Consider the following 25987-nt stretch of genomic DNA (forward strand, 5'->3'; position numbering starts at 1 on the left):
CGCGCTCAGCCTCCGGTTCCACGGAGTTTGAACGACGCGGACGTCAGAATCCGAAAACGCCCTCCAAAGCCATGGTCTGGTTCTTTTGGTCATCCGTCGAGATGCTGAGCTGGAGCCGATTCGTCAGCGCGTAGCCAAGTTTGAGCGTGTAGTAAGGCGTCGCCAGCAGCGAATTCACCGGACTTGTCTCGCGTGTTCCCAGGCTTTGAGAATAACTGAGCTCCAGCCGGTGGCCGAGCGGTTTGGTGAGCGTGACGAAACTTTGCGTATCCGGCGAATAGTCTACCACAACACTGGACAGTCCGAACGCGGTCGCCAGGCGATCTTCGAGCGGTTCGAGCAGCATCGGCAGTCCGATGGACGCCAGCGCCTGCCCCATCTGCTGTTTGATCGCGGTCTCCGCGCTATTCGAGCCGGCCAGCAGCCCCATGAACGCGCCCTGAGATCCGAGCGCGGCGAGCATCTGCGAGCGAGACAGTCCGCCAGGGCTCGAATCCAGGTCGATTTGCAGACGATCGGGATCGTCCAGAAGCCCGTAGATGTGCGCGGTGATCGTGTAGCGCTGCGGCCGATCGTAATTCGGACTTGCCTGATTGGCCGCAGTGGTGGAGCCGGAAAAACCGCCCGTTGCATACGATTGGTTCGCCGCGAGCATCGACGGCGAGATCGAAACCGCCGCCTGCGCGTACAGGTCCACGCGCTTTTCCAGAACCTTTTCGCCGCTTCCGGTTTCATCCGTCGCGGGATAACGCAGGTCCACGATACCGATCGGCTTGATAAACTTCAAACGCGTGGACGGCGGCAGGATAAACTGCCCCTTGTAAACATTCAAATGCGCGGCCAGTTTCGGCGCCGTCAGCGACCCTCCCAGCGACAGATCGCCGTTCGCGTCGGCGCGCAGCAGTCCCGTCCGCGCCACGAACGTTTTGCCGGGCTTCTCCAACTGCACATGGACATCGAATCGCGGATCGAAGGGGGGCAGGCCCGATCCCGGTCCCGCCGGAGGCTGCGCCGAGGGAATACCGATCGTCGCGCTGCTCACCAGCATCGGCTTGCCGGCCGGCGTCGCGATCAAAGGCGATTTCAGCGCTCCCGTAATTGATAGGTCGCCTGTCAGTTTACCCTGCGCAGCGCCATTGTAGTTCTTCATCAAGTACGCCTGGCGGCTGCTTTCGTCAATTTGCAGGGCGTTTAAGCGCATCAGCAGCGCCAGACCCGGCTCCGCTCCGAAGGTCGCGCCTCCGGAAAGTTCGAATCCCCCGCCCTTGCTCGACTTGCCCGTCAGCGTAAAGATCGACGCGGATTTGTCGTTGAAGCCGATGACGCCGTCGAGATCGGTCAGCGCGGTGTCGAGCCCGTGGAAGGCGACTCCGGCCTTGGCGATCGTGATCTTTCCCTGGATCGCGCGGTTCGCGCCGCCCGGGGCCACATCCACCGTCGCCGTCACCTCGCCCGTCGTCCGGGCCGGATCGATGCTGGGCGACGCGGCGGCGAGCAGCGACAGGTTCATCAGGCGCAGCTCGGCGTGCAGCGGCTCGGTCGTCGGCAGGCTGTTCAGCGACGGATCGAGTCGGTTCCACTGGAAGGGCACGCTTCCGGACAGAGTGGCGAGTGGGTTGCCGCTTTTGTCATAAGCCGTCAAACCATCGATGCTGAGGATCTTTGCGCCTCCCGGATGCGCGGAAGCGACGGTGATCGTCGTCGCCTTGATTCCTCCCAGCGTATAAACACTCTGATCGTCCGTGGAAGTTCCGGCGACGGCGGCGACTTTTGGGCGGGCCTGATACCCGGGATCAGTCACATTGACCGAGGCCGTGAGATCCGGCGATTTGGTCAGCCCCATGGCGTCGACGCGAACGTTGCTGATTTCGCCGGTCAGGGTGCGGGTTTTCGGCAGGAAGCTGTCAAAGATCGACAGCGGAACATAGCTGGCTTCGAAATCGGCGTCGATCTTGCCGTCCAGATCCGCGCTTCCCTCCGCCGTCAGCAGCGTACGATCGTTGGCGATCCGCAGCGGGTTGTCGGCGTCGATGCTCACCAAGCGGTTGACATAGCTGACGCCGCCGGTGAGGTCGTTCATGACCAGCCCAAACGCCTTGAGGTCCTTGCCGACCAGAGCGAGATGGGACTTGCCGTGAGCGCCCGGCTCGTACCCGAACTTGGCGTCCAGACTGGTCAGCGAGTTTGTCCCCATCTGGAAGCCGTCGATCCGCAGGTCGCCTCGCGCGGCCAGAGCGTTCATCGGGCCGCTCAGCGCGAAGGACGGCAGCGACAGCCGCGCGGCGAGCGGACGCGGCAGCGCGTCGATCTTCGCCAGCAGCGACTGCCCGGACGGCGTGTCTCCAAACTTGCTGTCGCGCATCGTCTCGACAATGTGCGTGACGGTTTCCGGAGAATCGGTCGGGATATGCGCGGCGAGCGCCAGGCTGGGAACGCGCTTCGGATGCTGCGGCGTCGGCAGCGTCACCCGGAACGAATCCAGGATGTAGCGGATATGGCTCAGGTCGCCATTCGGCTGAAGCGTTTGGAAATCGAACTCCCACGGATCCTCGCTGCTTTTCACCACGCCGTCGGCATATGAACCGAAGCCGGTGAACAGCGCCAGTTTCTGACCGTTGATACTGAGGTCGCGACCGACCAGACCAAAGGTGACCTCGGGAGATTTGACGGACCCGCCAAGAGATCCCGAGAAGTCGATATCCCCCAGCACATTGGCGACCGGATCGGTGTACCGATGGAATCGGTTCATGGAAACGTTGGTGCCGGCGAAGATCCCATTAATGTTGCCCGTCGCCGAATTCCACTGCGCGTCCCCGGTCACCGTCGCCGAGCCCGATCGCACGACCGCCTTTTCGAGGTGGATCGTCTTATCCGCATAGGCGATATTGGCCTGCGCGTGATCGACGCGGTAGGCGTTCACCGAGCCGTGATCGATCGTCAGCGAGCCTGTGACTTCCGGAGTTTCCAGGCGTCCGCCGATTTTGAACTTCCCGGCGGCCACCCCGGTCACCGTCGGCAGCGCGTTCGCGACAACCGTCGCCGCCTTGGATTTGCGCAGCAGCTTGTCCGCCTTGACCTGAGCCTTGGGATCGACCAGCGACATAAAATCCGGAATATTGCCTTCGGCGAAGCTGGCGCGCAAATCCAGAACGGGGTTGCCGGAGGCAATCTTGGTGATCGTTCCATCCACATACGCCCGCGCGGGATAGCGGCGGATGTAGATATCCTGAAGGCGCATGCCATTGGGGCTGGCCGCAATGCGCCCGGTCACGGCGTCCAGATTGATATTGTTGACATGCGCGTGGAAGAGGTGCAGATCGCCCTCGGCGCGCGGCGAGGAAACGCTGCCGGTCAAACGGCCCTGGAAGAACGCCAATCCGTCGATGTCCTGCTGCGTGTAGGGCCGCAGCAGCGGCCCGAGCTGAAGCGCCGCCGCATTGATGGAGAGGTCCAGCACGGGGTCATTGCTCGCCAGCGAGATCTTGCCGCTTGCCGTTCCCGCGCCGTGTGTGTCGGCGATCAGCACTCGATTCAGCGTCAGCCCCTGACCATCGACATAGGTGAGCCGGCCCTTCAGGGTTTGCAGCTGCGTCCGCTGGAGCCGCGCGCGTGCGACCGTGATGTTGGAGACAATGGTCAGCGGTCGCCCGGCGTTTCCGCCCACAAACGCGACATCGGCCAGCCCGCCGAACGACGTCTTGCTGGGCTGGGCCATGCGCAGCTGCGACAGATCCAGGCCCTGACCGCGCCCCGCGAAGCTCAGGACCGGCGTTTTGCCGGTCAGGTTCGCGCTGCCGCGCAGAGAGATCGCGCCCTGTCCCACCCGTCCGGTCAGCAGCGGCACGGAGACGACTTTGTTGGCGTAGACGCCGTGCGCGCGAAGGTCGCGGATGAGATTGCCCTGGATGGTGATCGCGGGGGCGGCGACATCGCCGACAATCTCCGGTGCGGTGACGGGACCGGTAATCCGCGCCGAGACCGACACCGGAGCGACGGAAACGCCTCGGGGCATCCGAAGCTGGGGAAGAACGGCCGCGAGCGCCGCAATGGACAAGCGGCGCGAACTGGCCGTCAGAGTCACCTGGGGATGCTTGAAGTCCAGCACCACTCCCTGAGCGGCGAGCGCCTGCCCGGCGATCGAAGCGCCGCCATGGAAGAACAAGCCCGACTGCGTAAAGCTGGCCTGCCCGCCAATATCGCGGATTGGGCCGCGCAGCGCGCGGTTATTCGCCAGGGAAACAACGCCGCCGCGCACGCTCACGCTGCCGGCGGCGTCCAGCGCGCTTGTTTTATTCGGCGAATAAAGCAGCAGGTGCGCATCCGCGCGTCCGCCGGCGATGCGCAGCTGCGGGAGCGCGCGCGCATAGGCGGCCCAGTAAGCGGCGTCGAAGTTCTGTCCGTCCAGCACGAGCCGAAAGTTGTGAGCCGTCTTGCGCGAGGCCGCGCCTTGCAGCGCCAGCCCATCGAACAGATTCTGGTTTCCCTGGCCGGAGACATTGAAATAGGCCGTCTGCTCGGAGTGGAGATTGACGAGAGCCTCCACCGCTTGCAGATTGGTGAGGGCCATGCTCTGACGGCCGATCCTCGGCGCGGTGTAGTCGCGAAAGGTAAGGGATCCGCGATGCACGATCACGCGTCCCACGAACGGTTTCGTGGTGGTCGTCGTCTTGTTTTCCAGGATATCGGAGAAGTTAAAGCGTTTGTCGGGGAACTGCTCGACCAGCAGTTTCGGGCGATCCAGAATGACGTCGCCAACGGCGTGCGCGGGGTTGCCGCTGTCGAAGATCAGCGCCCGCCAGTCGTAATAGACGGTGAGGCGCGGCGCGATCAGCGCCGCCTCGCCGTTGCGCTCCGCGAAGGTGGCCCCGGTGGAGACGGCGATATCGTCCAGGGTCAATATTCCGGGAGTAGAGTACGCCACGCGGCCGATGCGGACTTCGTGTTTGATCTGCCGGGAGATTTCGGCGGCGAGAATGGGAGGGAGATCGGCGCTGAGCAGGAGCCAGACGCCATGCAGCGACACCGCGGCGGCGACCGTAATCGCCGCCAAGGGCCCGGCGACAAGCAGCCGGGACGCCCACCGCGCGGAGCGGGGCAATGTGGGTCCGCGCAGAGGACGCGCGGTAACCGGCATTTTCCGAATTCTCATGCGGCGGCCGGCCTCGCGGCGCTAGGCCGGGCGGGGATATTTCGTCTCAGTAAGGCGCTAAGCAGCGTCCCGGCTCGCGGCCCGCATCGCCATAAACTTATCGCTGAACTCTTTGGCGTTGTAGGAAGAACGGATGAACGGGCCGCTGGCGACAAAGAGGAAGCCCATCTGCTCCCCGATCTCTTTGTATTCCGCGAACCGGTCCGGATGTACGTACTCGACCACATCGAGATAATTCTTCCCTGGCTTGAGATACTGTCCGATGGTGACCGCATCGACGTCGTGCGCCTTCAGGTCCTCCATCAGCGCCACGACTTCGTCCTTCGTTTCGCCAAATCCCACCATGAATCCGGACTTGGTGTAGATCTCCGGGTCCGCCTGCTTCACATACTGCAAGAGCTGGAGCGAGCGGCTGTAGCGCGCCTGCGGGCGCACCTTTCGGTAAAGTCGCGGAATGGTCTCAATGTTGTGATTGAAAATATGGGGCTTCGCATCTACGACGGTCTGGATGTTGGTTTTGTTCCCCAGAAAATCGGGCGTCAGCACTTCGATGATGGTGTCGGGAAGAAGCTTGCGCAGCCAGTGGATCGTCTCAGCGAAGTGGTGCGATCCGCCGTCGGGCAGTTCATCGCGGTTGACGCTTGTCACGACCGTATGCTTCAGGCCCAGCGCGGCGGCGCTTTCGGCGAGGCGCTGCGGCTCCATGATGTCGAGCGCTCCGCCTTTGCCGGTCTTAACGGCGCAGAAGCGGCAGGAACGGGTGCAGGTGTCGCCCATGATCATGAACGTCGCGGTGCGCTTGGACCAGCACTCGCCCAAGTTCGGGCAGCGCGCTTCTTCGCAAACCGTGACCAGCTTGGAGGATCGCATCAAGTCCGTGACTTCTCCGATATCGCGCCGTTTCGGCAGCTTGATCGTCAGCCACTCCGGGATGCGGCGGTTGACGACGGCGGGCGGTTCGGCGAGACCGACAGAGCCCTTGGGGAGAAGATCGACTTGTATGAGATCAGCCATAATTCCTACACTTTCCGTGCTTCATTATAGCCGCGCGCGCTTCGAAAAGTCAAGATTGATCCCCCTACTCTTCCGGGGCTCATCTGCCAATAATCCATAGTGAGTGTCATCAGGAGGACTAATATGCGTCTTGTCACGCGTTCCGATTTCGACGGCTTGATCTGCGCCGTCTTACTTAAGCAGGTCGAACAAGTGGACTCGATCAAATTCGTGCATCCCAAGGATCTGCAGGACGGAGCATTCGAAGTCGAAGCCCAGGACATTCTTGCGAATGTTCCTTATGTGCCCGGCTGCTGCCTCTGGTTCGACCATCACGCCACTGAGATCGCCCGCGTCGTCGGCAAGCAGCAGTTCGTCGGCGAGTGCCGGCTGGCTCCCAGCGCCGCACGCGTTATATACGATTACTACGGCGGCGCGTCGCGCTTCCCCGGCATCGAAGAAATGATGTTCGAGGTGGATAAAGCCGACTCGGCGCAGTTCAGCCGCGACGAGATCCTGAACCCGAAGGGCTGGGCGCTGCTTTCATTCGTCATGGACGCGCGCACGGGCCTGGGCCGCTTCAAAGACTACCGAATCAGCAACTATCAATTGATGTATGAGCTGATCGACGCCTGCATGACCATGACGATCGACGAGATTCTCAACCTCTCCGACGTGCAGGAGCGCGTCGTCCGCTACTTCGAGCAGGACGTGCTGTTCCGCGAAATGCTGCAAAAGCACACCTGGACCGAAGGCGACACGATCGTCACGGACCTGCGCGAAGTCGATCCGATCTTCTGCGGCAATCGGTTCCTGGTCTACGCCATGTGGCCGAAGCAGAACATCTCAATCTGGATCGTCAACGGATTCCGCAACCAGAACTGCGTCTTCGCCTGCGGCCACAGTATCGTGAACCGCTCGTCGGAAGCCAATGTCGGCGCCGTCATGCGCGCCCACGGCGGCGGCGGCCACGCTCCCGCCGGCACCTGCCAGGTGGCGCACGAGGATTTTGACGCGACGCTCAAGCACATCGTGTCGGAGTTCAATGCGGGGAAAACCGCGGAGCTGCAAAAGGCGGCGTAGGGGCGTCCGAAGTCCCACAAGCGAAATCTTGTGGGACCGGAATGCGAGATCGTTCTATCGCGTGGCGGTGTTAATGAGCACGGTGCGGGTGTCCGGCTGCCAATCGACCGAGGCGCCGAGGGCTTCGCTGGCGAAGCGCAGGGGAACATAGGTGGTCGCGACGACCATGAGCGGGGCGATAGTGAGGGTTCTGGGCGTTCCGTCCACCAGCGCTTGATTGGAGCCGATGCGGATCCGGAATTCGTGGCCGGGTCGCGCGCCGATGATGGTTTCGGTCGCCGCTTCCCAGCGGATCTTGCCGCCGAGCTGCTGAAAGACTCCGCGCAGCGGGACGAACACATTGCTGCCGCCGACCATGATCGGCGCGGCGCCGCTGAACATCACCTGCTGCTTATTCACCATAACCGTAACATTCGCCGGCGTGCTTGCGGGGGTATCCGCATGGGCCGGCATGGCGAGCAATCCCGCCGCAACGATCCAATACTTCGTCTTCATATGCTTCTCCTTGTTGCCTATGATCGATGGATATGGAACCGCTCAGCGGTGAACGTCTCTTCTTTGTGAGAATACTATACCACTGCTTCCATGGAAACGGAGCGCCCGCCTGCTCGGGTTTCATTTTTCTTAACGGCGGACACAAAACAAAAGCGCGCTGTGGGACAATTTTGTTCCACAGCGCGCTTTTTGCGGTCTTAGAGATCGTCTTAAAATCCACGCCGGCCGCCGGAATGGAGGCCAAGCGGAGCGATTAGTGTTTGACGGTTGTCGTCGTGGTCGTGGTCGTCGTCTTTTTGACCACAGCCTCCGTGGGCGCCGACGTGATCAGGACGGTGTGCGTGCTCGGCTCCCAATCGACCGAGGCTCCGAGCGCTTCGCTGGCGAAGCGCAGGGGCACGTAGGTGGTCTCGTTGATCACGCGCGGGGCGACCGTCAGAGTCCGCTGCGTTCCATCGACAAGAGCCTGATCGGATCCGATTCGAATGCGAAACTGGTGGCCGGGACGGGCGCCGGTGATCACCTGCGTCGCCGATTCCCACTGGACCTGACCGCCAAGCTGTTCGAAAACACCGCGAAGCGGCACAAAGACGCTGTCGCCGCCGATCATGATCGGACCAGGTCCATTGAACGCCACGCGCTGCTGGTTGACCGTGACAATCACCGCCTCCGGCTGCGTGGTCGTCCGCTGAGTGATCACCGTTGTGTCCGCATGCGCGGCCGTCGCCAGCAAGCTCGCCGCCGCGATCCATAATTTCGTATTCATTACTCTGCTCCTTCGGCCTATGACCGTTATGAAGAAAGCGCTCTTCCATAAGCGCAAGTGCTGGTTTCTTATACCACTGGCTCCCAGAAACGAAACGCCCGCCTCCTGAGCGGCAAATTCCCCGTGACAAAAGACGCCCTCCGTTCCCAATGGGAACGGAGGGCGTCTCAAATTTGTATTCTTGCGGATTAGGCGGCGGGCCGACTCGAACGACCATCTCTCCAATTGCCGTGGAGCGTTTTTCCTTTAAACCAACACCGCCGTGTATGCTTGCCGAGGATTGCGTTATTCCACACTTTCGGAGGGATGTCCTTCGAGGCGGCGATCGATTGCGAGTATAATAGGGACATGATGTCCGAACGCTCCGAACTCCAAGAGGCCCAAGACCCACAAACGCCGGCTCATCGACTGCGAGAGCTCGCCGCCAAGCAAAGGAGTTCGGCCGTCGCCAGGGCCGTCGCCGAGAACCCAAACTCACCGCCGGATCTCCTCGCGGCGCTGTGCCATCGTATCCCCGAAGCCGTTCTCAACAACCCGGCGCTGCCGCTCGTCCTCCTGGAAAACCCCGCATGGACGAAGAGACTGGCTCCCGAGGCCGCGCTGCAGATGCTGAAATTTGAGACAGCGCCCGCCGATTTATTGCATATGCTCGCCAGGCAGCCAGGATTGGTCGGACACACAGCGCGCCTGCATGTCGGGATCGCCGGCGAATGCGGCCCGAATTGGGAATCGGAAGCGCGCGAGGCGCTTTGGGAATCTTCGGGGCTGCCGGGTCGCGATGGAAATTTCCCCGTTCGGCTGCTGGAGCTGGACCTCGTCGCCGGCTGGCTCGCCGAGCCACTGGCCGCGCATTGGGACAGCAAAGTGCGGCGCGCGACCGCGCGAAGCCCCCATACGCCAAGGGAAGTTCTGCAGCCGCTGCGGCGGGCGGGAGGATCGCACGACTTAAACAGCGTGGTTCCGGCGGACCCCGCCATGCCGTCCCCAGCACTCGAACGCCTTGCGCGCGGTGGTTCCTGGGCAAAACGTCTGGCGGCCCGGCACCCCAATACGCCGATCGCCGTCCTGGAAAAGCTGGCAAGCGAAGATAATGAAGCCATTCGATGGAGTCTGGTGAAGAATCCTTCGACACCGACGCACTTAATCGCCGGCCTGACCACGAAACTTGGAGACAACTTTCGCCGGGGGTGCGCCCGCGATCCCGAGACGCCGCCGGCCTCTCTGGAGATTTTCGCCTCAGACGCCGTGCGGGACGTACGGTGGATGGCGGCGCGTAACCCCCATACGCCACCCTCCGCGCTTTCGGCGCTGACGCGCGACGTGGACGCGCGGGTTCGGCAAGGCGTGGGCCGGAATGCCTCGGCTTCCGCCGAACTGCTCGCCCTTCTCGCAGGAGACTCCGGACGATGGGTGCGCCTGGCCGCGGCGCGCCACCGAAACACCCCGGCGGACGCCCTGGCGGCTCTGGCCGCGGATGAAGACGAGGAAGTTCGCCAGTCCGTGGCCCGCCGCGATCTTCCGCCGGCGCATCCACCAACGCCGTCGATGAAGAAGGCGCCGCCGGCCTTGTTGTCCAATGCGCCCCGGGCGAAGCCGGCTCGGACTGCGGCGCATCCTGTGGAGGTTACTCAGTTACTGCATTCAGCTTGGTCGCGCGGGGAGTGGCTGGAAAAAGCCGTCGCCCTATCCTGTCCGAATGTGGATCCGAAAGATATCCTCGAAGGCGCGATTGATCCACTCTGGACCTGCCGCATCGCCGTGGCGCGCAACCCGGCGTTGCTGTTATTTGCGCTGGAACGACCCGAACTGTCGGATCTCGCGCATCGTCTCGCGCGCGACGGCAACCGTCTGGTCCGCGCGGCGGCGCGGGCGTCTCTTGAGGAGCAACACATTCCATTATGACCCCGGTGGAACTGACCGAATATTTACAAAGCCTCATCTCCCACCGAATTCTGATCAGCGCCATGCTCTGGGGACCGCCCGGCGTGGGAAAAAGCAGCATTGTCGCCCAGACGGCGCGGCGCAACGGACTGGACTTCGTCGATGTGCGCCTGTCGCAGCTCGCGCCGACCGACCTGCGCGGGCTGCCCGTGCCCGAAAACGGCGTATCGCGCTGGTATCCGCCGGAGTTCCTGCCCACCGGCGGAACCGGTATTTTGTTCCTGGACGAACTGAATATGGCGCCGCCGGCCCTCCAAGGCATCGCGCAGCAGTTAATTCTTGACCGCCAGGTCGGCTCCTACCGAGTGCCCGAAGGCTGGTACGTGTGGGCGGCCGGCAACCGCAAAGAAGATCGGGCGGCGGTCTTCGACATGCCGGCGCCGCTGGCGAACCGCTTTCTGCACCTGGAGATCACGCCGGATCTGACAAGTTTTAAAGCGTATGCCCTGCGCGAGGGAGTCCAAGAGCAGATCATCGCGTTTCTTTCGTTCCGCCCCGCTCTGCTGTACGCATTGTCCCCCAACCAGCCGGCTTGGCCCTCGCCCCGATCGTGGGTGATGGCGAGCCGCCTGCTCGCGGCAGGTTTGGACATCGCGCCGACGGTCGGGGCCGGCGCGGCGTCCGAATTCGCCGCCTATCGGGCGCTGTACGCGGCCCTTCCCGACCTGGAGCCGATTCTGGAGGGACGCGCCGGGGGCGTTTCCTTCCCGGCGGAGCCATCGGTTCGGTACGCAGCGACCATTGGCCTCACTGTCCGCGCCGACGAGCCAGAGAAGGCGCTGAACGTCTTCCGCTGGATGGCCGACCAGGCGCCGCCGGAGTGGGTTCAGCTCTTCGCCGCCGACATGCTGCGACTGATGCGGGAGCGAGGGCAGATGGGCATGCTGGCGCCCTTGATCCTTAAGGAGCCACGCTTGCAGCAATTTCTGCGCGACTACCAGGAGCTGCTGCGGCAGTAATTCCATGCCCTTTGAACCAGATCTGGAGCGGCGTCTAAGCGCATCCTTGCTGCGCCTGCGCGCCCAGGCTCCGTTCTTCGCCACCCTGGCGTTGTTCGCACGGATCCTGCCGACGAACACTTGCCGAACGGCGGCAACGGATGGCCGCGATATCTTCTTTTATCCCGAGTTCCTGCGCGGCCTGCCGCCCGCCGCGACGGATGGAGTGCTGCTGCACGAAGTCCTGCATGCCGCCTTGCTCCATATTCCGCGCCGGGGCGGCCGGGAGCCGCTGCTATGGAACATCGCGGCCGACATTGTGGTGAACGGGATCATCGACGCGCTGCCCGATTTCGCTCTGCCGTCCGACGCAGTCCGCGATCGGCAATTGGAGAAGTTTAGCGTGGAGGAAGTGTACGATTTGCTGATGCGCGATGGCGCAACGCAATACGCGCAGGGGATGCCGGACCTGCTGGAAGACGGCCCCGTTCCGGGAGGCGCCGCGCTGGAAGCGTACTGGCGGCTGGCGCGTGAACAAGCCAGCATACTGGCCCAATCCGCCGCTCAAGGAACCGTTCCGGCGGGGCTGGCGCGTGAACTGGGCGCGCTGGGGCCGGCCTCGCTGGACTGGCGATCGACCCTCTGGCGTTACCTCGCCCGGACGCCCACGGACTTCGAAGGCTTCGACCGCCGCTTCCTGGGCCGTGGCCTGTATTTGGAGACATTGGAGGCGGAGACGCTCAAAGCCCACATCGCCATCGATACGAGCGGATCGGTCTCGAACGCCCAGATGGATCAGTTCGCCGCCGAGGTGAGCGGCATTTTGAGCGCCTATCCGCACATCCAGAGCGACCTCTTCTACGCCGACGCCGCCCTGCATGGCCCCTACCCGCTGTCCGCCGATACCCCGATGCCTCCGCCGATCGGCGGAGGCGGCACCGACTTCCGCCCCTTCTTCGCCGCCGTTTCCCAGAACTCATCCCCATTCGCCGACGCCGTCTGCGTATACCTCACCGACGGCATGGGCGTCTTCCCGAGCCCCCCGCCGACTCTGCCAGTTCTGTGGGTCGTGACGCCAGGCGGCATCGCCCTCTCGGCGTTCCCGTTCGGCGAAGCCGTTCGCCTGCTGTCGTCTTAAACCGTGAGAAGCGGGCGGGACTTGAACCCGCATCTTTGCCTTGCAAAAGCAATGCTCTTCCTTTAAGCCACCGCTTCTCCCCCACAGTTTCCACAGGCCGCCTGCTTTTCCCTGCGAGTTGTGAGAAAATCTAAGTGTATGGTGAATATGCGATCGCCTTTAAAATAGCGCCCCATGACATCCTGGGCACAATACGATCTGATCGTCCAAATACAGCGCCCTCACCGCGAGACGTTCGCGAACAGACTTCTCGCGCCCCACGACTTTGAACGAGTGATTCTTTAAATACTCCAAGATCAACATGTCTGTCGCGTTGAGCGCACCGAGCGGCGCCTGCTGAATGAAGCCGTCGATCACATCGCGCCGTTTGAAAAGCGATGGATTCTGTTCCAGTTGGGGATGACGCTCGTAAAAGTCTTTCACCAAATGGAGAGTGCGCAATTCCGCCTCGAAACGTCGATAGTATAAGTAATGCTCAATACGCAGCCGGTCCTCCTCGGAAAAAATATCAATCGAAGATATTCGATGACATTGCGCGCAAACAGCCGAAGCGAAGCCAAACGACCTTTGCTGCGACCAAGTGGCGGCAGGTGAATATGTGAAGCCGCATACAAGGCACTCTGTGTCCTCTTCAGGGAAAGGATGTTTCCATCTATCGATGGGGGTTCTCGCCTTGCATCGAGGGCAGTGGCAATGAATTGTATAAGAACCGAAATCGACGTGTCCAGGTGGACGCAGCTTGACAAACAAATCAAGATCTGCCTTAATGCTGAGATTGAGAGCAGCCTGAAATCCGCGTACTCCATAGTCATATTCGCAAGGCAATGCGGAGAGATCCGCAGCAATCCAGAAGATGAGTTCCGCTTGCTCTCGACTGAGTGGCGATTCCATAAACCAGCCATAATAAATGGGGTCAGTTTTTGGGAACGCCGCTTTGAACCGCTCCATCAAACCAAGCCGAGCAATCTGGTCTTCAAGCCTTTCCTCAGATTTCGCCTCAAAGAGACTGCACCATCCCGAGAGAGCTGTTTTCAATCCTGGCACGTTCAACTCCCAATTGATACTCTGGCGTGTTTCACTCATTGTCCCGATCAATTCTCCTCAAGATTTTCGTTCACCGACGCCATGCCTGCTATAATGTTATAAAGATACTTCCGCCCCAAGGATTGCGAGTCCATTCATGAGTATGATGTACCATCTCGTCCAAATCGACGAGGACGCATTGGAGACGCTGCTCCAGCAGCCGAAGCAGATCCGCTCCATTATCGACAAGGGCGGTCCGTCGACAACGACGCTGGACAAAGCATGGCAGGGATTGCACTTTCTGCTGACAGGGACCGCTTGGGAGGGTAATCTGCCAAGCGCTTATTTGTTGGAGGGAGGGGCGCCTGTCGGTAAGGTCAATGTTGGATTCGGGCCAGCCCGCGCGATGCGTCCCTCGGACGTGCGCGCGTTCGACAATCATCTTTTGATGGTCTCCCCGGAGACATTGGCGGAGCGACTGGATCTGGCCAAGATGGTGGCCCTCGATATCTATCCGTTTCACGCGCAGGACTCGCACGAGGACACCCTGCGATACCTGCAAAGCTACTTCGAAGACCTTCGCAAATGCGTTCATGACGCAGCCGCCAACGGACGCGGGCTAATCACGTATATCGCTTGATTGCGCCCGGCGTTCCCGTTCGGCAACGCGGCGATGCTGTTGCGCGCCTAAAAGGTGAGAAGCGGGCGGGAGTTGAACCCGCATCTTTGCCGTGAAAGGGCAACGCTCTTCCTTTGAGCCACCGCTTCTCCCCCACAGTTTCCACAGGCCGCTTGCTTTTCCCTGCGAATTATTTGAGAATGAATCGGCCGCAAAATCTTCAATAATTACACTGAGGAGAACAGAAGAGAGAGTAACGGAATGGGAGTAACCCGAAATACAACACCATGTGGAAATGGATTAGCGCGTAAAGAGCTTCTTGACGCGGCTGAGAAGCGTGGGCGGCGTCGAGGGCGATGGGGCGTTAGGCGGAGCATCTCCAACGGCGAACATTACTCCTACGAGTTCAGGGGGTTTCTCACGTTCCGCTTTCACTTGCCGGTCAACGGCCGCGCAGCCGGTGCAGTATTCATCCGTCATGTTTTCCGTGTCTTGTCCACAGACTTTACAAGGCATTCCAAAATTCATAGTTTTGAATTCTACCATGAAAATGTACGCCTGCTATGTTATTTATAAGGAAGATCTAATTTTATTTTTTGCAATGTTGTAAACATGCCTGCCGAACAACAATTACCAAGGCACTTACCAGAAAACAGTATTATTCCACTTGACTGATCTGATGCCAAAGCGGCAGTAACGGAATGCGGCTGACGCTGGAGAATTGGGCGTCGCCGCTTTCGATGACGATCCATTGGCCGTCTTCGAGTTGTCCGATATCGATGGCGACATATGGCGTGTCCAGTCGACGGGCGGCTTGCACGGCCAGCGCTAACACCGCTTTGTTCTCTTCCACACTCAGCGCGCTCAGCGGATCATCGCCTTCCCAGTAGTATCCGTACCCAAGGATCTCAGAGCGATAGAGAAAGACACGATACTCGCGGCCGATGGGAAACCCCTGCGCTGTCTTGTTGACATGACGAATGGAGACTAGCTTTCGAAGGACGACACGGCCGCGCGTTCGGCCTTCCAAACTGAGGTATTGCGATGTCAGCAGCCGCACTTCGTCGGCGGTCTCCGCCACGCACGCCTTCCAGCCGCGCGCTTTGCGCGACTGTACCGCTCCCTTGACGAACACCGGCAATCCCAGCGTCTTGATAGCGTCATCGCACTGATCGGGATCGGTCACGATGATCGACTTCGGCGTCAATCCCGCGAGCCGCTCGTAAGCCCGGTCGAACTCCTGCGCGCGCAGATGCTCCTCCGGGGTGTTCAGCAGACGGATCCGTTTCTCCAGCGCCAATCGGTAAACGGCGTCGTAATGCTCCGGCGTCGGGATATACCCGTTCCAAACGCCCGGCGTCTCCCCCTCCTGTACGGGAATGTGCGCGAACGCATCCGAAGGACTTTCCAATCCCTCGAAACCCTGCGGGATATAGTAAACCCGGCATCCCGTTAGTTTTGCCGCCTCCGTCGCGGCCTGGAGCTCACGAGAACTGGGCGTCGGCTCCAGATAGCTGGAGGCTTCACTGAGTACGATCATCATCTTATCGCGAAGTGTACCCGATCGCGATTGCTCCTTCGGCTACTGCCCCTTCGTCGGCGTGTCCGACAGCAGGCTCTTGAGGTCGATGATCGTTCCCCCACCCGCGCCGGTCTGCACTTGCGGCAGGTGGCCGTCCCATTTGGTGATCCATTCGCGCGCCAGGACTTTTTGGCCGCCCTGCGTATTCAGCGCCTGGGCTTTGATCCGGTTGGCTTCGGCCTCGCCCTTGGCGGTGGTGACGGCGGTCTGGGCTTCGAGATCGGCTTGCGCCAGGATGTACTTCTGCTTTTCGGAGTTCTGCTGGGCGACTTGCTTCTGCTCGATCGCATTGTTGAATTCCTGGGAGAAGTCGAAGTTCTTCAGACTGACGCCGTTGGGCTCAACGATAATATTATAGGCGAGCAGGCGGGCGGCGAGCGTGTCGTCGACTTCGGTTTTTACTTGCTCGCGCCGGCGGATCAGTTCCTCGGCGGTGTAGCGCGCCGTGACGGCTTTCAGGGTTTCCTGCACGGCGGGGCTGATGATGCGGTCCGCGTAATCCGGGCCGACATCTCGGTAGAGCTTACCGAGGGTCACGGGGTTGACGTGGAAGTTGATCGCGACGTCCGTTTTGACGACCTGCAAGTCCTTGCTGGACGCCGCCGCTTCCGCCTCGGTCTTCTGGGTGCGAACTTCCATTAGGTCCACGGTTTGCGCGAACGGCAGAACGAAGTGCGCGCCCTCGTCCAGCACGCCGTTGACGGCGCCGAATTGCAGCAGCACGCCGCGATATCCGGCGGGGACCGAGATGTAGCTGGACGCCAGAACGCCGCCAATCAGCAGCAGGACGCCAAGGACGCCGCAGATTTTTCGGACTTGCGATCGCGCGTGCGCGGCGCCCTCAGCCAGCTGGGCGGGCGCGACGGCCGCGACGATGAGAAGGATTACGCCTAGCACGACGAGAAACATAAAATGTTGTTTCCTTTCTTAATGATCTATCGAATATGACCCGAAATGCGCCCGTTGGTTGCAGCCGGTTATTCGAGATCGCTGGAAAGGCGGAAAGTGCAAATGATGGCGCGTTACTTCTCTTTGCTTCTGGCTGCGGGGATCGTCTGTCTGAGCGCTCCTCTGGCGTTCGCCGGCGGCGAGCTGCCGCCAGTCTGGCATCTGGAAAAGGATGGGCCCGGCGTGCGGATGACGGCGCATCTGGAGCGGCGAGTCGTGACGGATGGGGAGCCGGTCGATACTCTATTCGCGACGCCGACGCCGCCCACGCTTCCCTGGCAGGACCATATCGTCGCACGCATGTCCGTCGATGGTCGTCCTGCGGGAGACCAGGTGACGGAGGGAAGCGCGCACAAGCGCAAAGTCACCGTCGCCGAGTTCAATCAAACGAAGGCGGTGACGGTGGCGACGGACATTACGGCGATGGTCTACCGTTTCCGAGTCGTCGCCGGGCCGCCAAAGGCCGCCGTTCCGGATCTCTCCCGAGCAGAACGCGCGCACAGCCTCGCGTCCATCGGTAACCTGGATTATCAAACGCCGAAGTTTCAGGCGTACATCGCCAGGCATGATCTGACCTGGCGGCGTCACGCTGGGGAAAGCCTTGATGACTTTATCCAGCGGGCGGCGCGGCAAGTTAAGAACGACTTCACCTATTTCGACGGCGACCAGGACCGCCATGTTTCGGCGCTGGCGGCCTCATGCAGGGGCGACTGCGGCGCCATCAACGGGGTGTTCGCCGCCGTGATGCGGCAAAACGGCGTTCCGGCGCAGCTCTGGGCGGGTTTTCGACGGCTTCCGACAATGCCGGACGCGTGGCAGCCGCACGTGATCGCGAGCGTCTTCGTCCCGAAGTCGGGATGGCTTCCAGTGGATTTGGTCAGCGGAGATCAAGTGGTGTTTGCAATGTCCGGAGAGAACAACGCGGTCTTTGTCACGCACATCGACGATGGGTTCGTGCTCAACCCGAAGGGCTGGAGCACGCTGTGTCCCGACTGGATGCAGCCTACCGCATTTTACTATCGCGGCGGCAAAATCGTCTCCGGTCTGGACTGCGCCGCCGAGATCAAATTCTCGAAGGCGTACAATCCGTAAGCTCTAATGCGCCTTATCTCGCAGCATTTTGCTGGCGGCGGGAAGGATTAGACGCTCCCAAAGCGCGTACTCTTTGGCGGACGGGTGCAGGCCGTCGCTCGCCGTCAGGTCCGGCGCATTCGCCATCTGCTGAGACAGCGGGTAAACGTCGACAACCGGCAAGCCGCGCCGGGCGGCCTCGTCCTGAATGATCGCGTTGAACGCGATGATTTTTGACGCCGCTTCGCTTTGCCGCGCGTATTCGGCGCCGCTGCGCGTGACGGTGAAGTCCGGGATGGTGACCAGCAAAATCTTCGACTTGTCCGGAAGCGCGCTTTGCATTTGGTCGATCAGCGCGGCCAGTTGGATCCGAAACTCCTCTGCGGTTGTGGCCCGGTAAGTATCGTTGACGCCGATCATCAGCGTCGCAAACGTAGGCGACTGCTTCCGAAAGACCGGCGTCTCCACTTCCAGCGCCTGCCGTGTCGTCCAGCCCGCGACGCCCAGGTTCGCGGCGAGACCGATCGGGATCCCGTGGGCGCGCAAGTGGCGGGTCAGCAATGCAGGCCAAGATTGGCGAGGCGTCGCCCCCGTCCCACACGTGTAACTGTCTCCCACCGCGACGTAGCGTATGTCCGAGGGCGCGACCTTTTGAATGAGAAACGGCTGCGAATTCTCCGCGCCGCTATCGATGCGCGGCGCCGCCAGAGCAGAATCTCCTGACGGAGTGCGCAGCGACCACAGGAGTGACGACAAGGCAGCGAAGGCAAGCGCAAAAAGAGCGTTTCGATTGCGCTGGGAATGGGTGGACATGCATCATGATATCATGGCGCCGAGGGAAGAGCAATCCCATTCCGGCGTCTGTAACCAGGCATTCACCCATTTGTCGATCGTGATGGAATTTGGGAACCTTCTCGGTACATTTTTCGCCCCGAATACAGTATTATCACTACCGACCGCCATTTTGCTAAGGAGCATCGAAAATGATCAACGCCGAATATGGATGGGATGACGACGACGACGCGCAGGACACGGACGAGACGCAGCAGGATGACACGGAGAACGACGATTCCGACTCCAGCGACGACAGCGGTTCGTACGATAACAACTCCGGCGACAGCTCGTCAGACGACAACTCCCAGGATGACGATTCGGAGGATGCGCAATCCGATGGCGACGGAGCGCAGGCGCTCGCCGACGCCGCGCCGCATGAGGTGGACGCGCATCGCAATCTGATCGGCGATACGCTTCAGCATCTTTCGGACCAGGGTATCGATGTGGAGTCCCTGGCGGAGCGCGCCGGTGTGGACAGCGCCGATGTGAACGAATTGACACACGGCGATCTCGCGGGCATCACGCAGTACATCGCGCAGCATCACCCAGAAGCGCTGCAAGCTGTTTCGGACCGTTATCCCGCCGCGCAAGGAATTCTCGGCGCCATCACCGGCAGCGGCGGCGGCTTCCTGGGACGTCTCTTCGGTCATTAACGCGCCGACGCCAGGTTCGACAAGGAAGTGAACTGATGACCATTACTGAAGAACTCGCGACGCTGGACACGCCGTTCGGACCGATGCAAACTCAGGTCTTTCGGCCGGCGGCGCCGGGCCGCTATCCCGGTATCCTCTTCTACTCGGAGATCTTCCAGATCACCGGCCCGATCCGCCGCGCCGCCGCCCAGCTTGCGGGCCACGGCTATGTGGTCGCCGTTCCGGAGATCTATCACGAGCTGGAGCCTGCCGGAACCGTGCTTTCCTACGACGAAGCCGGCGCCGAGCGCGGCAACGCGCACAAGACGACCAAGGAACTGGCAAGCTACGACGCCGACGCCCGCGCGGCGCTCGACTTCCTATCCGCGCATCCGAGCTGCACCGGCAAGCTGGGAACGATGGGCATCTGCATCGGCGGGCACCTTGCCTTCCGCGCCGCGACTAACTCGGACGTCCTCGCCGCCGCCTGCTTCTACGCGACTGACATCCACAAGCGCAGCCTCGCCAAGGGCATGAACGACAACACCATCGATCGCATCCCCGAGATCCAAGGCGAACTCCTCATGATCTGGGGCCTGCAAGACCCGCATATCCCCCGCGAAGGACGCGCCACGGTCTACAAAGCCATCGCCGACTCCGGCGCGCGCTTCACCTGGCACGAGTTCAACGGCGCCCACGCCTTCCTCCGCGACGAAGGCCCGCGCTACGACCCCGCCCTCGCCCGCGTTACCTTTGGCCTCGCACTGGAGCTGTTCGGCCGAAAACTTGGCGAGGGAGACGTGCGTGTCGATTAGACGACTGGGGAGCATCCGGGCGCTAACTTCCCCGCAACCGGCCCGGACTGCTCCCCGTGTTTGTTTTGATATGCCGGCTCAAGTGGCTTGCACTGTGAAAGCCGCACTGCCCCGCCACCGTCTCCAGCGTCAAATTCGTATGGTGCAGCAGCGCCAGCGCGTGCTGAATACGGATGGACCAGAGATAATCCATCGGCGTTTGCCCGTGAACGCGGGCAAAGTAGCGGTTGAGGGATGCGGGCGAAAGGCACGCTTTCGAGGCGATCTCCGCGATCGTCAGACTCTCCCGGTAGCGGCGGCGCATTACGTCCTCGGCCGCCTGCGCGGCCTGCTCCCATGCCGAACGATTCTGCGCGGCGTGAGCGCGGCGCAATAATTGCTCCAACCGCTCCATCAGCACGTCCATCATCCGCTCCCACCCTTCCTCCTGGCGACGCCACTCGCGCAGAAGGGCTTGCGCCGTCTGCGTCAGACTAAGATCGGCGTCGTCATGGCAAACGAGCGGCAGATCCTCCGCGCTCCACGGAGTCCATTGGAGGTAGATCAAGCGATAATCGGAATCGGCATAGTCAGCGTGCGGAAGATCGGGAGGGTGGATGAGCGCCATGCCAGGATGCATCGTATGAATGATCTCCCCCTGGCGCGTCCGCATACGACCGGCTTCATGAAAGATAAATTCCCAGAGATCGTGCCGGTGCAGAATCATATCCTGCCCGCGCCGTGCATGGTGTTCTCCCATAAAACGAACGCGACTGGCATTGCTGAAATTTGAGTGCAATAATGGGACATCGTCGTGCATTGCTCATTCTATCGTGTTCGTTTACAATTGTCAAAGTAAAAGACGATCTTCGGAGCGACACATGCAACTTTTTGATTTTCCCTCGCACGGATCGATAAGGCGGCGATCCCTGCCCTTCGCTCTCGCGGCGGTGACAATGGCGGCCCTCGCCTCCTACCCGGCTCCCCGGCCCCTCGCTGCGGAGCCGCTGCCGGTAGTTTCGGTACAGAAGCAAAACAACGGCGTGACGCTTCAGCTGAGCCAGGGCGCGCTGCGCCTGCAAGTCTGCACGCCGCGCGTCATCCATGTGACTTACAGCGCAGACGGCAAATTTCCCGATCAGCGCGTTCCCGCCGTCATCGCGCACTATACGCCGACGCCCTTCCAAATGACGACGACCGGGCAGTCGATTACCCTCTCAACGGGGCAGGTCCAGGCGCAGGTCGATCGCAAGAGCGGCGCTGTTCGGTTTTTGGACGCCAAAGGCGCGCCGATTCTGAGTGAACCAAGCACGGGCGGCAAGTCGCTGACGCCGGTGACGCTTGCCGGGCCAAAGCCTGTAGAATCGTACAAGGCGCATCAGGAGTTCACGCTGCCCGCCGATGAAGGCATTTACGGCCTGGGCCAGCATCAAGACGGATACATGGACTACCGAGGATCGATCGTCAACCTGGAGCAGACGTATATCGCGGACCTCGCCATTCCCTTTCTGGTCTCCAGCCGGGGCTATGGGCTCCTCTGGAACAACCCCGCCGCCACGACATTCTCCGCCGGCGGCTCTCCAGGAACGAGCATCCCCTCCGCACAATTGTTCTCCGACGACGGCAAGCCCGGCGGCCTGACCGGAACGTACTTCAAAGGCGAGAACTTCGACACGCAGGTCGCGCAGCGTGTCGATCCAAATATCGACTTCCTATGGACGAACGATCCGCCGATGGGACTGCCCAAGGAGCACTACAGCGTGCGCTGGACGGGATTTTTGCAGGCGCAGCAGGCCGGCGATTATGAGATCGTGACCTCGACCGATGACGGCGCGCGCCTCTGGATCGACGACAAGCAGGTGGTGGATGACTGGAACGCCCGGGCGGTCAAGAGCAATGTCGCCAAAGTGCATTTTGACGCCAACAGCCGCCACAAAATCCGCTTTGAATACTATCAAGGCGGATACGACGCCGTGGCGCGCCTGAGCTGGCGGCTGCCCGCTGTGAGCGGCCTGACGACCTGGGACGCCAAAGCCGCCGACGCCATCGATTACTACTTCTTCTATGGCCCCTCGCTGGATCATGTGCTGGCGGACTACCGCCAGGCGACGGGGCAGGCGCCGATGTTCGGCAAATGGGCGCTGGGCTTCTGGCAGTGCAAGGAGCGCTATCAAACGCAGCAGGAGTGGCTGGACATCGCGCACGAGTATCGGACACGCCAGGAGCCGATCGACAATATCGTTCAGGACTGGTTCTACTGGGACCCATCGCCGTGGGGATCACACCGGTTCGATCCGAAGCGTTATCCCGATCCGGCGGCCGCTATCGCGACGCTGCACAACGACGATCATATGCACTTCATGATTTCGGTCTGGGGAAAATTCGTGCCGGGGACCGCCGAGCATCCGGACGCCAATTACGATCTCATGGATTCCAAGGGCTTTCTCTATCCGCCCGGTCCGGGAACGACCGAGCGCTATTACGACGCCTTCAATCCCGACGCACGGGCGCTCTATTGGTCGCGAATGCGGGATCAGATCTTTGATAAGGGCGTGGATGGCTGGTGGCTGGACGCGGCGGAGCCGGAGATCAACGGGACATCAATCTCTGAGTTTCCCACCGCCGCCGGCCTCGGCGCGCTGGTGCGCAACGCCTGGCCGCTCATGCACACCACCGCCGTTTATCAGGGCCAGCGCGCCGCGACGGACAAAAAGCGCGTCTTCATCCTGACCCGCTCGGGTTACACCGGACAGCAGCGCAACTCGGCGGCGATCTGGTCCAGCGACATCACGGGAACTTGGGACGTTTACCAGCATCAGATTCCCGCCGGCCTGAACATCGGCCTCTCGGGCATTCCCTACTGGACCACCGACATCGGGGGCTTCTTCTGCAACTATCCCGGCGGCTCCGCGAACGAGGAGTACCGAGAGCTGTTTACGCGCTGGTTCCAATACGGCGCCTTCTGCCCGATCTTCCGGGTGCATGGCACCAGCACGCCGAAAGAGCTCTGGCGCTTCGGTCCACAGTACGAGCCCATCTTAGTCAAGTACGACAACCTGCGCTATCGGCTGATGCCCTACATTTACTCGCAGGCCTGGCGCGTCACGAACGAAGGAACGCTGATCATGCGGCCCCTCGTGCTGGACTTCCCGCAGGACAAAACCGCTCGGGAATCGAAGGATGAGTTCCTGTTCGGCCCATCGATCCTCGTTTCGCCCGTCACGCAAAAGGGCGCGACCACGCGCGACGTCTATCTGCCAAAAGGCGCCTCGTGGACCGACTTCTGGACCGGAGAGAAATTGGGGGAAGGCAAAACAATCACGGCCGCCGCGCCAATTGACACCATGCCGCTTTCCGTGAAGTCCGGCTCGATCCTGCCGATGGGGCCGCTGGTCCAGTATGTCGCGGAGAAACCCGCCGATCCCATCGAACTGCGCGTCTACGCTGGCGCCGATGGATCGTTCGCGCTCTACGAAGATGAAGGGGATAATTACAACTACGAAAAGGGCGTCCACGCCACGATTCCATTCACGTGGAGCGATCGCAAGAAGACGCTGACCATCGGCGCGCGCCAAGGATCGTTCCCCGGCATGCTCGCCCAGCGCACATTCAAGATTGTGTGGGTGCGTCCCGGTCACGGCGTCGGCCTGGGCAACGGTAACGAACCCGCCGACAAGATCGTGACTTATTCGGGCAAATCGGTCACCGTCTCCGCTCCGTAGATCGCGGCGTAATAATCCCATGCGGGGTCGGTGGCGAATGGATTGCGAATATGAAGCGTGAAAGCGATTCAGAAAATGCCGGCGGTTCAAACCGCGCCTGCAAGAGCGCAGAAACCCGCCTGCGCGGGCTACATCATCGAAAACGATACCGTCCAATAGAACGTTCACATTAGGCGATGCCGTTAAGGACAATGTAGTCCCCGCAGGGGGACTTCTGCGCTCTTGCAGGCGCGGTTTGAACCGCCGGCGCTAATGATTAGGCGCCGGCCTGATAGCCCTATCAAGCCTCCACCCAATTATCCCTCAGCCTTAACGGCCGCTTCGGCGGCGTCGAAGCCGATTTTGCTGTGCGTTCCGTCGCAGAACGGCTTATTCACCGAAGCGCCGCAGCGGCAAAGGGCGACGCCTTTGCGGCCTTCCGGAATGGCGATCGCATTGCCCTCATGATCGACGAGCGCGATGGCCGTCGCCGGCTCGACCCAAAGCGGTCCATTTTTCAAAACTTCAATCGTAACCTCTGCCATGGGTGTTTCTCCTTGGTTGGAATACCGACGTCTTATTCCCCGGGGCATAGGGCTATTCCTTCCGGGCTCATGCCCGCCGGATCGTGCTCTACAAGAATCCACCAGTTTCTCCCATCGCCAATATTTTCTTCGTCTGCTTACTTGACAACAGTTAGTCCATTTGATAGAATTACCACAATCGATAAAACAGAGTTTCTTAATCGCCATCATTGATAAAAACAAAGTGCGAGGAGGCAGATTCGACTCACCCATTGGCAACAGAGATTCTTATTGCATGAATCGCAATACAGAAAACAACGATAGGAGACGACACTGATGTTTCACCCTCTCAAGCGTAAGCTCACTTTGATGATCGCCGCCCCGTGTCTGGCGCTCGGCCTGGCGGCCGCTCCCAGCCACGCCGGCACATACACCAACCCAATCGTCACAGGCGCGGCCGACCCGTTCATTACCTATGCGAACGGCAGTTACTATCTGCTCAGCACCAGTCTGAGCAATGATATCCGCATCTGGCATTCGCCGTCGCTCGCTACTCTGGGCTCTGGTCCTCCCGCCTCGGTTTATAACACCGGCGGATTTTATGAGTCCGCGGAGATGTATACGTTTAACGGCCTCTGGTACATCTACTACACCCAGTATCCCAACTCCATTGACGTGCTGGAGAGCGACAGCGGCAACCCCATCGGCTCCTACCACTTCAAAGCGCAGCTCACGAACAATACTTATGACGGTTCGCTGCTGAAGATGCCCAATGGACAGCTTTACCTGATGGGATCGACTTATGGGAACATCGTCATCCAGCCAATGTCCAATCCCTACACCGTCAGCGGCGGCCAGAGTTCCATCGCGCATATCGATCAGGGATGGGAAAGCGGCGTCATTGAGGCCCCCGAGGCTGTGTGGCGTAACGGACAGCTCAATATCGTCTACTCGTCGGGCGGCTATAACCAGGCGAACTACGCCGTCGGCTCACTGCACTTCAACGGCGGAGATCCGACCAGCGCCGGGTCCTACACTAAGCTCGGCGGTCCCTTGTTCACTGGAAATCCCGGCGCGGGAGTGAATGACGCCGGCGTCGCCAGCCCGTTTCTGTCTCCCGACGGGACGCAGACCTATTTCTGCTACTCCGACTATCCGTCCCAGGGCGCGCCGGATTCGCAGCGCAGTATTCTGGCGCAGCCGATGAGCTTCGACGGCGCCAATAACCCTGTGTTCGGAACCGCCATCGGCCCCGGACAGCCCATCCAGCTTCCATCGGGCGACCCCGGCAACGCCACGGGTATCGTAAACGGCGCGCTGTATTCCCTGACGAACGTGGCGTCGGGATTCGCTCTGGACGACACCGCCTGGGGAACGACGGCGGGCACTCAGATCGAGCTCTGGGACGACTGGGGCGGCGCGCCGCAGCAGTGGCGGTTCACCCTACAGCCCGACGGCGCTTACACGCTCACGACCAGTCTCGCCAATATGAACATTGACGATCCCAATGGCTCCAACACCTGGGGGCAGCATCTCCAGTTATGGGCGCCGAACGGCGCGACGCCCCAGGAGTGGCGTGTGACGCGGCAGGCGGACGGCGCTTACACCCTGATCAATGTCGCGGCGGGGCTGGCGCTGGACGATCCGAACGGCGCGGGGCCGCACGGAACGCTCGTGCAGCTGTGGCCGGCCAACGGCGCCACGGCGCAGGAATGGCGTCTCACGCAGCATTAGACGCTGCGGCCGCTCCACGGAA

21 protein-coding genes and 2 tRNA genes are annotated in these 25987 nt (G+C 61.1%); 11 read left to right on the top strand and 12 right to left on the bottom strand.

Going from position 1 to position 25987, the window contains the following annotated elements; genetic code table 11:
• Positions 1 to 43 precede the first annotated feature (43 nt).
• Together D5261_RS25840 and lipA are read right to left on the bottom strand one after the other, a co-directional pair.
• Positions 44 to 5134 (bottom strand): translocation/assembly module TamB domain-containing protein, encoded by a 5091-nt coding sequence (locus D5261_RS25840; RefSeq protein ID WP_165863888.1) that lies wholly within the window; start codon positions 5132 to 5134, stop codon positions 44 to 46.
• Between the two features lie 72 nt (positions 5135 to 5206).
• Positions 5207 to 6163, bottom strand: a complete 957-nt coding sequence (lipA, locus tag D5261_RS25845) for a lipoyl synthase (RefSeq protein WP_119319264.1) — start codon at positions 6161 to 6163, stop codon at positions 5207 to 5209.
• Between the two features lie 123 nt (positions 6164 to 6286).
• Here lipA and D5261_RS25850 point away from each other — a divergent pair, with 123 nt between their 5' ends.
• Positions 6287 to 7225 (top strand): exopolyphosphatase, encoded by a 939-nt coding sequence (locus D5261_RS25850; protein WP_119319263.1) that lies wholly within the window; start codon positions 6287 to 6289, stop codon positions 7223 to 7225.
• A gap of 54 nt (positions 7226 to 7279) precedes the next feature.
• Here the strand turns inward: D5261_RS25850 and D5261_RS25855 are convergent, their stop codons facing one another.
• Both D5261_RS25855 and D5261_RS25860 read right to left on the bottom strand, forming a co-directional pair.
• Positions 7280 to 7720 carry a copper amine oxidase N-terminal domain-containing protein gene (locus D5261_RS25855; protein WP_119319262.1) on the bottom strand — a complete coding sequence of 147 codons (441 nt, stop codon included), beginning with the start codon at positions 7718 to 7720 and terminating at the stop codon, positions 7280 to 7282.
• Positions 7721 to 7973: 253 nt separating this feature from the next.
• On the bottom strand, positions 7974 to 8486 hold the full coding sequence (locus tag D5261_RS25860) for a copper amine oxidase N-terminal domain-containing protein (RefSeq protein WP_119319261.1): 513 nt from the start codon (positions 8484 to 8486) through the stop codon (positions 7974 to 7976).
• Between the two features lie 348 nt (positions 8487 to 8834).
• Here D5261_RS25860 and D5261_RS25865 point away from each other — a divergent pair, with 348 nt between their 5' ends.
• The 3 genes from D5261_RS25865 to D5261_RS25875 are packed head-to-tail and all read left to right on the top strand — an operon-like array spanning position 8835 to position 12503.
• Positions 8835 to 10388, top strand: a complete 1554-nt coding sequence (locus D5261_RS25865; protein WP_165863887.1) for a hypothetical protein — start codon at positions 8835 to 8837, stop codon at positions 10386 to 10388.
• Positions 10385 to 11386, top strand: a complete 1002-nt coding sequence (locus D5261_RS33660) for an AAA family ATPase (protein WP_119319259.1) — start codon at positions 10385 to 10387, stop codon at positions 11384 to 11386. The genes D5261_RS25865 and D5261_RS33660 overlap by 4 nt, the downstream gene beginning before the upstream one ends.
• A gap of 4 nt (positions 11387 to 11390) precedes the next feature.
• On the top strand, positions 11391 to 12503 hold the full coding sequence (locus D5261_RS25875; RefSeq protein ID WP_119319258.1) for a vWA domain-containing protein: 1113 nt from the start codon (positions 11391 to 11393) through the stop codon (positions 12501 to 12503).
• A gap of 6 nt (positions 12504 to 12509) precedes the next feature.
• Here D5261_RS25875 and D5261_RS25880 read toward each other — a convergent pair.
• Positions 12510 to 12580, bottom strand: a tRNA-Ala gene (locus tag D5261_RS25880).
• An 82-nt stretch (positions 12581 to 12662) separates the two neighbouring features.
• Positions 12663 to 13586: a hypothetical protein gene (locus tag D5261_RS25885; RefSeq protein WP_119319257.1), complete on the bottom strand. Its 924-nt coding sequence runs from the start codon at positions 13584 to 13586 to the stop codon at positions 12663 to 12665.
• Positions 13587 to 13683: 97 nt separating this feature from the next.
• Here D5261_RS25885 and D5261_RS25890 point away from each other — a divergent pair, with 97 nt between their 5' ends.
• On the top strand, positions 13684 to 14166 hold the full coding sequence (locus D5261_RS25890; RefSeq protein ID WP_119319256.1) for a YfbM family protein: 483 nt from the start codon (positions 13684 to 13686) through the stop codon (positions 14164 to 14166).
• A 57-nt stretch (positions 14167 to 14223) separates the two neighbouring features.
• Here the strand turns inward: D5261_RS25890 and D5261_RS25895 are convergent.
• The 3 genes from D5261_RS25895 to D5261_RS25905 form a co-directional block, all read right to left on the bottom strand.
• A tRNA-Glu gene (locus D5261_RS25895) sits at positions 14224 to 14294 on the bottom strand.
• 509 nt (positions 14295 to 14803) lie between these two features.
• Entirely contained in the window at positions 14804 to 15688 is an 885-nt protein-coding gene (locus D5261_RS25900; protein WP_119319255.1) for an ATP-grasp domain-containing protein, read from the bottom strand.
• Between the two features lie 39 nt (positions 15689 to 15727).
• The gene (locus D5261_RS25905; protein WP_119319254.1) at positions 15728 to 16636 is read right to left on the bottom strand and encodes a prohibitin family protein; all 909 of its coding nucleotides are present in this window, start codon (positions 16634 to 16636) and stop codon (positions 15728 to 15730) included.
• Between the two features lie 102 nt (positions 16637 to 16738).
• Between D5261_RS25905 and D5261_RS25910 the strand changes: the two genes are divergently transcribed.
• Positions 16739 to 17767 carry a transglutaminase-like domain-containing protein gene (locus D5261_RS25910; RefSeq protein WP_165863886.1) on the top strand — a complete coding sequence of 343 codons (1029 nt, stop codon included), beginning with the start codon at positions 16739 to 16741 and terminating at the stop codon, positions 17765 to 17767.
• Positions 17768 to 17770: 3 nt separating this feature from the next.
• On the opposite strand, the gene D5261_RS25915 is transcribed toward D5261_RS25910, so the two are convergent.
• Positions 17771 to 18559: an SGNH/GDSL hydrolase family protein gene (locus tag D5261_RS25915; RefSeq protein ID WP_119319252.1), complete on the bottom strand. Its 789-nt coding sequence runs from the start codon at positions 18557 to 18559 to the stop codon at positions 17771 to 17773.
• A 170-nt stretch (positions 18560 to 18729) separates the two neighbouring features.
• Here D5261_RS25915 and D5261_RS25920 point away from each other — a divergent pair, with 170 nt between their 5' ends.
• Positions 18730 to 19233 (top strand): hypothetical protein, encoded by a 504-nt coding sequence (locus D5261_RS25920; RefSeq protein ID WP_119319251.1) that lies wholly within the window; start codon positions 18730 to 18732, stop codon positions 19231 to 19233.
• A gap of 35 nt (positions 19234 to 19268) precedes the next feature.
• Positions 19269 to 20027 carry a dienelactone hydrolase family protein gene (locus D5261_RS25925; RefSeq protein WP_119319250.1) on the top strand — a complete coding sequence of 253 codons (759 nt, stop codon included), beginning with the start codon at positions 19269 to 19271 and terminating at the stop codon, positions 20025 to 20027.
• Between the two features lie 22 nt (positions 20028 to 20049).
• Here the strand turns inward: D5261_RS25925 and D5261_RS25930 are convergent, their stop codons facing one another.
• Positions 20050 to 20634 (bottom strand): AraC family transcriptional regulator, encoded by a 585-nt coding sequence (locus tag D5261_RS25930; RefSeq protein ID WP_125205771.1) that lies wholly within the window; start codon positions 20632 to 20634, stop codon positions 20050 to 20052.
• Between the two features lie 15 nt (positions 20635 to 20649).
• Here D5261_RS25930 and D5261_RS25935 point away from each other — a divergent pair, with 15 nt between their 5' ends.
• Both D5261_RS25935 and D5261_RS25940 read left to right on the top strand, forming a co-directional pair.
• Positions 20650 to 20799 (top strand): hypothetical protein, encoded by a 150-nt coding sequence (locus D5261_RS25935; RefSeq protein ID WP_165863885.1) that lies wholly within the window; start codon positions 20650 to 20652, stop codon positions 20797 to 20799.
• A gap of 88 nt (positions 20800 to 20887) precedes the next feature.
• A complete protein-coding gene (locus D5261_RS25940; protein ID WP_119319248.1) occupies positions 20888 to 23728 on the top strand; it encodes a TIM-barrel domain-containing protein in 2841 nt (946 codons plus the stop codon).
• Between the two features lie 296 nt (positions 23729 to 24024).
• Here D5261_RS25940 and D5261_RS25945 read toward each other — a convergent pair whose 3' ends face one another.
• Complete coding sequence (locus D5261_RS25945) at positions 24025 to 24252, bottom strand: CDGSH iron-sulfur domain-containing protein (RefSeq protein ID WP_119319247.1); 228 nt, start codon at positions 24250 to 24252, stop codon at positions 24025 to 24027.
• A 315-nt stretch (positions 24253 to 24567) separates the two neighbouring features.
• On the opposite strand from D5261_RS25945, the gene D5261_RS25950 reads away from it, so the two are divergent.
• On the top strand, positions 24568 to 25965 hold the full coding sequence (locus D5261_RS25950; RefSeq protein ID WP_119319246.1) for a family 43 glycosylhydrolase: 1398 nt from the start codon (positions 24568 to 24570) through the stop codon (positions 25963 to 25965).
• The last annotated feature ends 22 nt before the right edge of the window (positions 25966 to 25987 follow it).

Source organism: Capsulimonas corticalis, from assembly GCF_003574315.2.
Classification (GTDB): Bacteria; Armatimonadota; Armatimonadia; order Armatimonadales; family Capsulimonadaceae; genus Capsulimonas; species Capsulimonas corticalis.

Bases quoted from the DNA above. Each gene is read 5' to 3' on its own strand.
- D5261_RS25840 (WP_165863888.1), bottom strand. From the start codon at position 5,134: ATGCCGGTTACCGCGCGTCCTCTGCGCGGACCCACATTGCCCCGCTCC.
- lipA (WP_119319264.1), bottom strand. From the start codon at position 6,163: ATGGCTGATCTCATACAAGTCGATCTTCTCCCCAAGGGCTCTGTCGGT.
- D5261_RS25850 (WP_119319263.1), top strand. From the start codon at position 6,287: ATGCGTCTTGTCACGCGTTCCGATTTCGACGGCTTGATCTGCGCCGTC.
- D5261_RS25855 (WP_119319262.1), bottom strand. From the start codon at position 7,720: ATGAAGACGAAGTATTGGATCGTTGCGGCGGGATTGCTCGCCATGCCG.
- D5261_RS25860 (WP_119319261.1), bottom strand. From the start codon at position 8,486: ATGAATACGAAATTATGGATCGCGGCGGCGAGCTTGCTGGCGACGGCC.
- D5261_RS25865 (WP_165863887.1), top strand. From the start codon at position 8,835: ATGATGTCCGAACGCTCCGAACTCCAAGAGGCCCAAGACCCACAAACG.
- D5261_RS33660 (WP_119319259.1), top strand. From the start codon at position 10,385: ATGACCCCGGTGGAACTGACCGAATATTTACAAAGCCTCATCTCCCAC.
- D5261_RS25875 (WP_119319258.1), top strand. From the start codon at position 11,391: ATGCCCTTTGAACCAGATCTGGAGCGGCGTCTAAGCGCATCCTTGCTG.
- D5261_RS25885 (WP_119319257.1), bottom strand. From the start codon at position 13,586: ATGAGTGAAACACGCCAGAGTATCAATTGGGAGTTGAACGTGCCAGGA.
- D5261_RS25890 (WP_119319256.1), top strand. From the start codon at position 13,684: ATGAGTATGATGTACCATCTCGTCCAAATCGACGAGGACGCATTGGAG.
- D5261_RS25900 (WP_119319255.1), bottom strand. From the start codon at position 15,688: ATGATGATCGTACTCAGTGAAGCCTCCAGCTATCTGGAGCCGACGCCC.
- D5261_RS25905 (WP_119319254.1), bottom strand. From the start codon at position 16,636: ATGTTTCTCGTCGTGCTAGGCGTAATCCTTCTCATCGTCGCGGCCGTC.
- D5261_RS25910 (WP_165863886.1), top strand. From the start codon at position 16,739: ATGATGGCGCGTTACTTCTCTTTGCTTCTGGCTGCGGGGATCGTCTGT.
- D5261_RS25915 (WP_119319252.1), bottom strand. From the start codon at position 18,559: ATGTCCACCCATTCCCAGCGCAATCGAAACGCTCTTTTTGCGCTTGCC.
- D5261_RS25920 (WP_119319251.1), top strand. From the start codon at position 18,730: ATGATCAACGCCGAATATGGATGGGATGACGACGACGACGCGCAGGAC.
- D5261_RS25925 (WP_119319250.1), top strand. From the start codon at position 19,269: ATGACCATTACTGAAGAACTCGCGACGCTGGACACGCCGTTCGGACCG.
- D5261_RS25930 (WP_125205771.1), bottom strand. From the start codon at position 20,634: ATGGCGCTCATCCACCCTCCCGATCTTCCGCACGCTGACTATGCCGAT.
- D5261_RS25935 (WP_165863885.1), top strand. From the start codon at position 20,650: ATGAATGATCTCCCCCTGGCGCGTCCGCATACGACCGGCTTCATGAAA.
- D5261_RS25940 (WP_119319248.1), top strand. From the start codon at position 20,888: ATGCAACTTTTTGATTTTCCCTCGCACGGATCGATAAGGCGGCGATCC.
- D5261_RS25945 (WP_119319247.1), bottom strand. From the start codon at position 24,252: ATGGCAGAGGTTACGATTGAAGTTTTGAAAAATGGACCGCTTTGGGTC.
- D5261_RS25950 (WP_119319246.1), top strand. From the start codon at position 24,568: ATGTTTCACCCTCTCAAGCGTAAGCTCACTTTGATGATCGCCGCCCCG.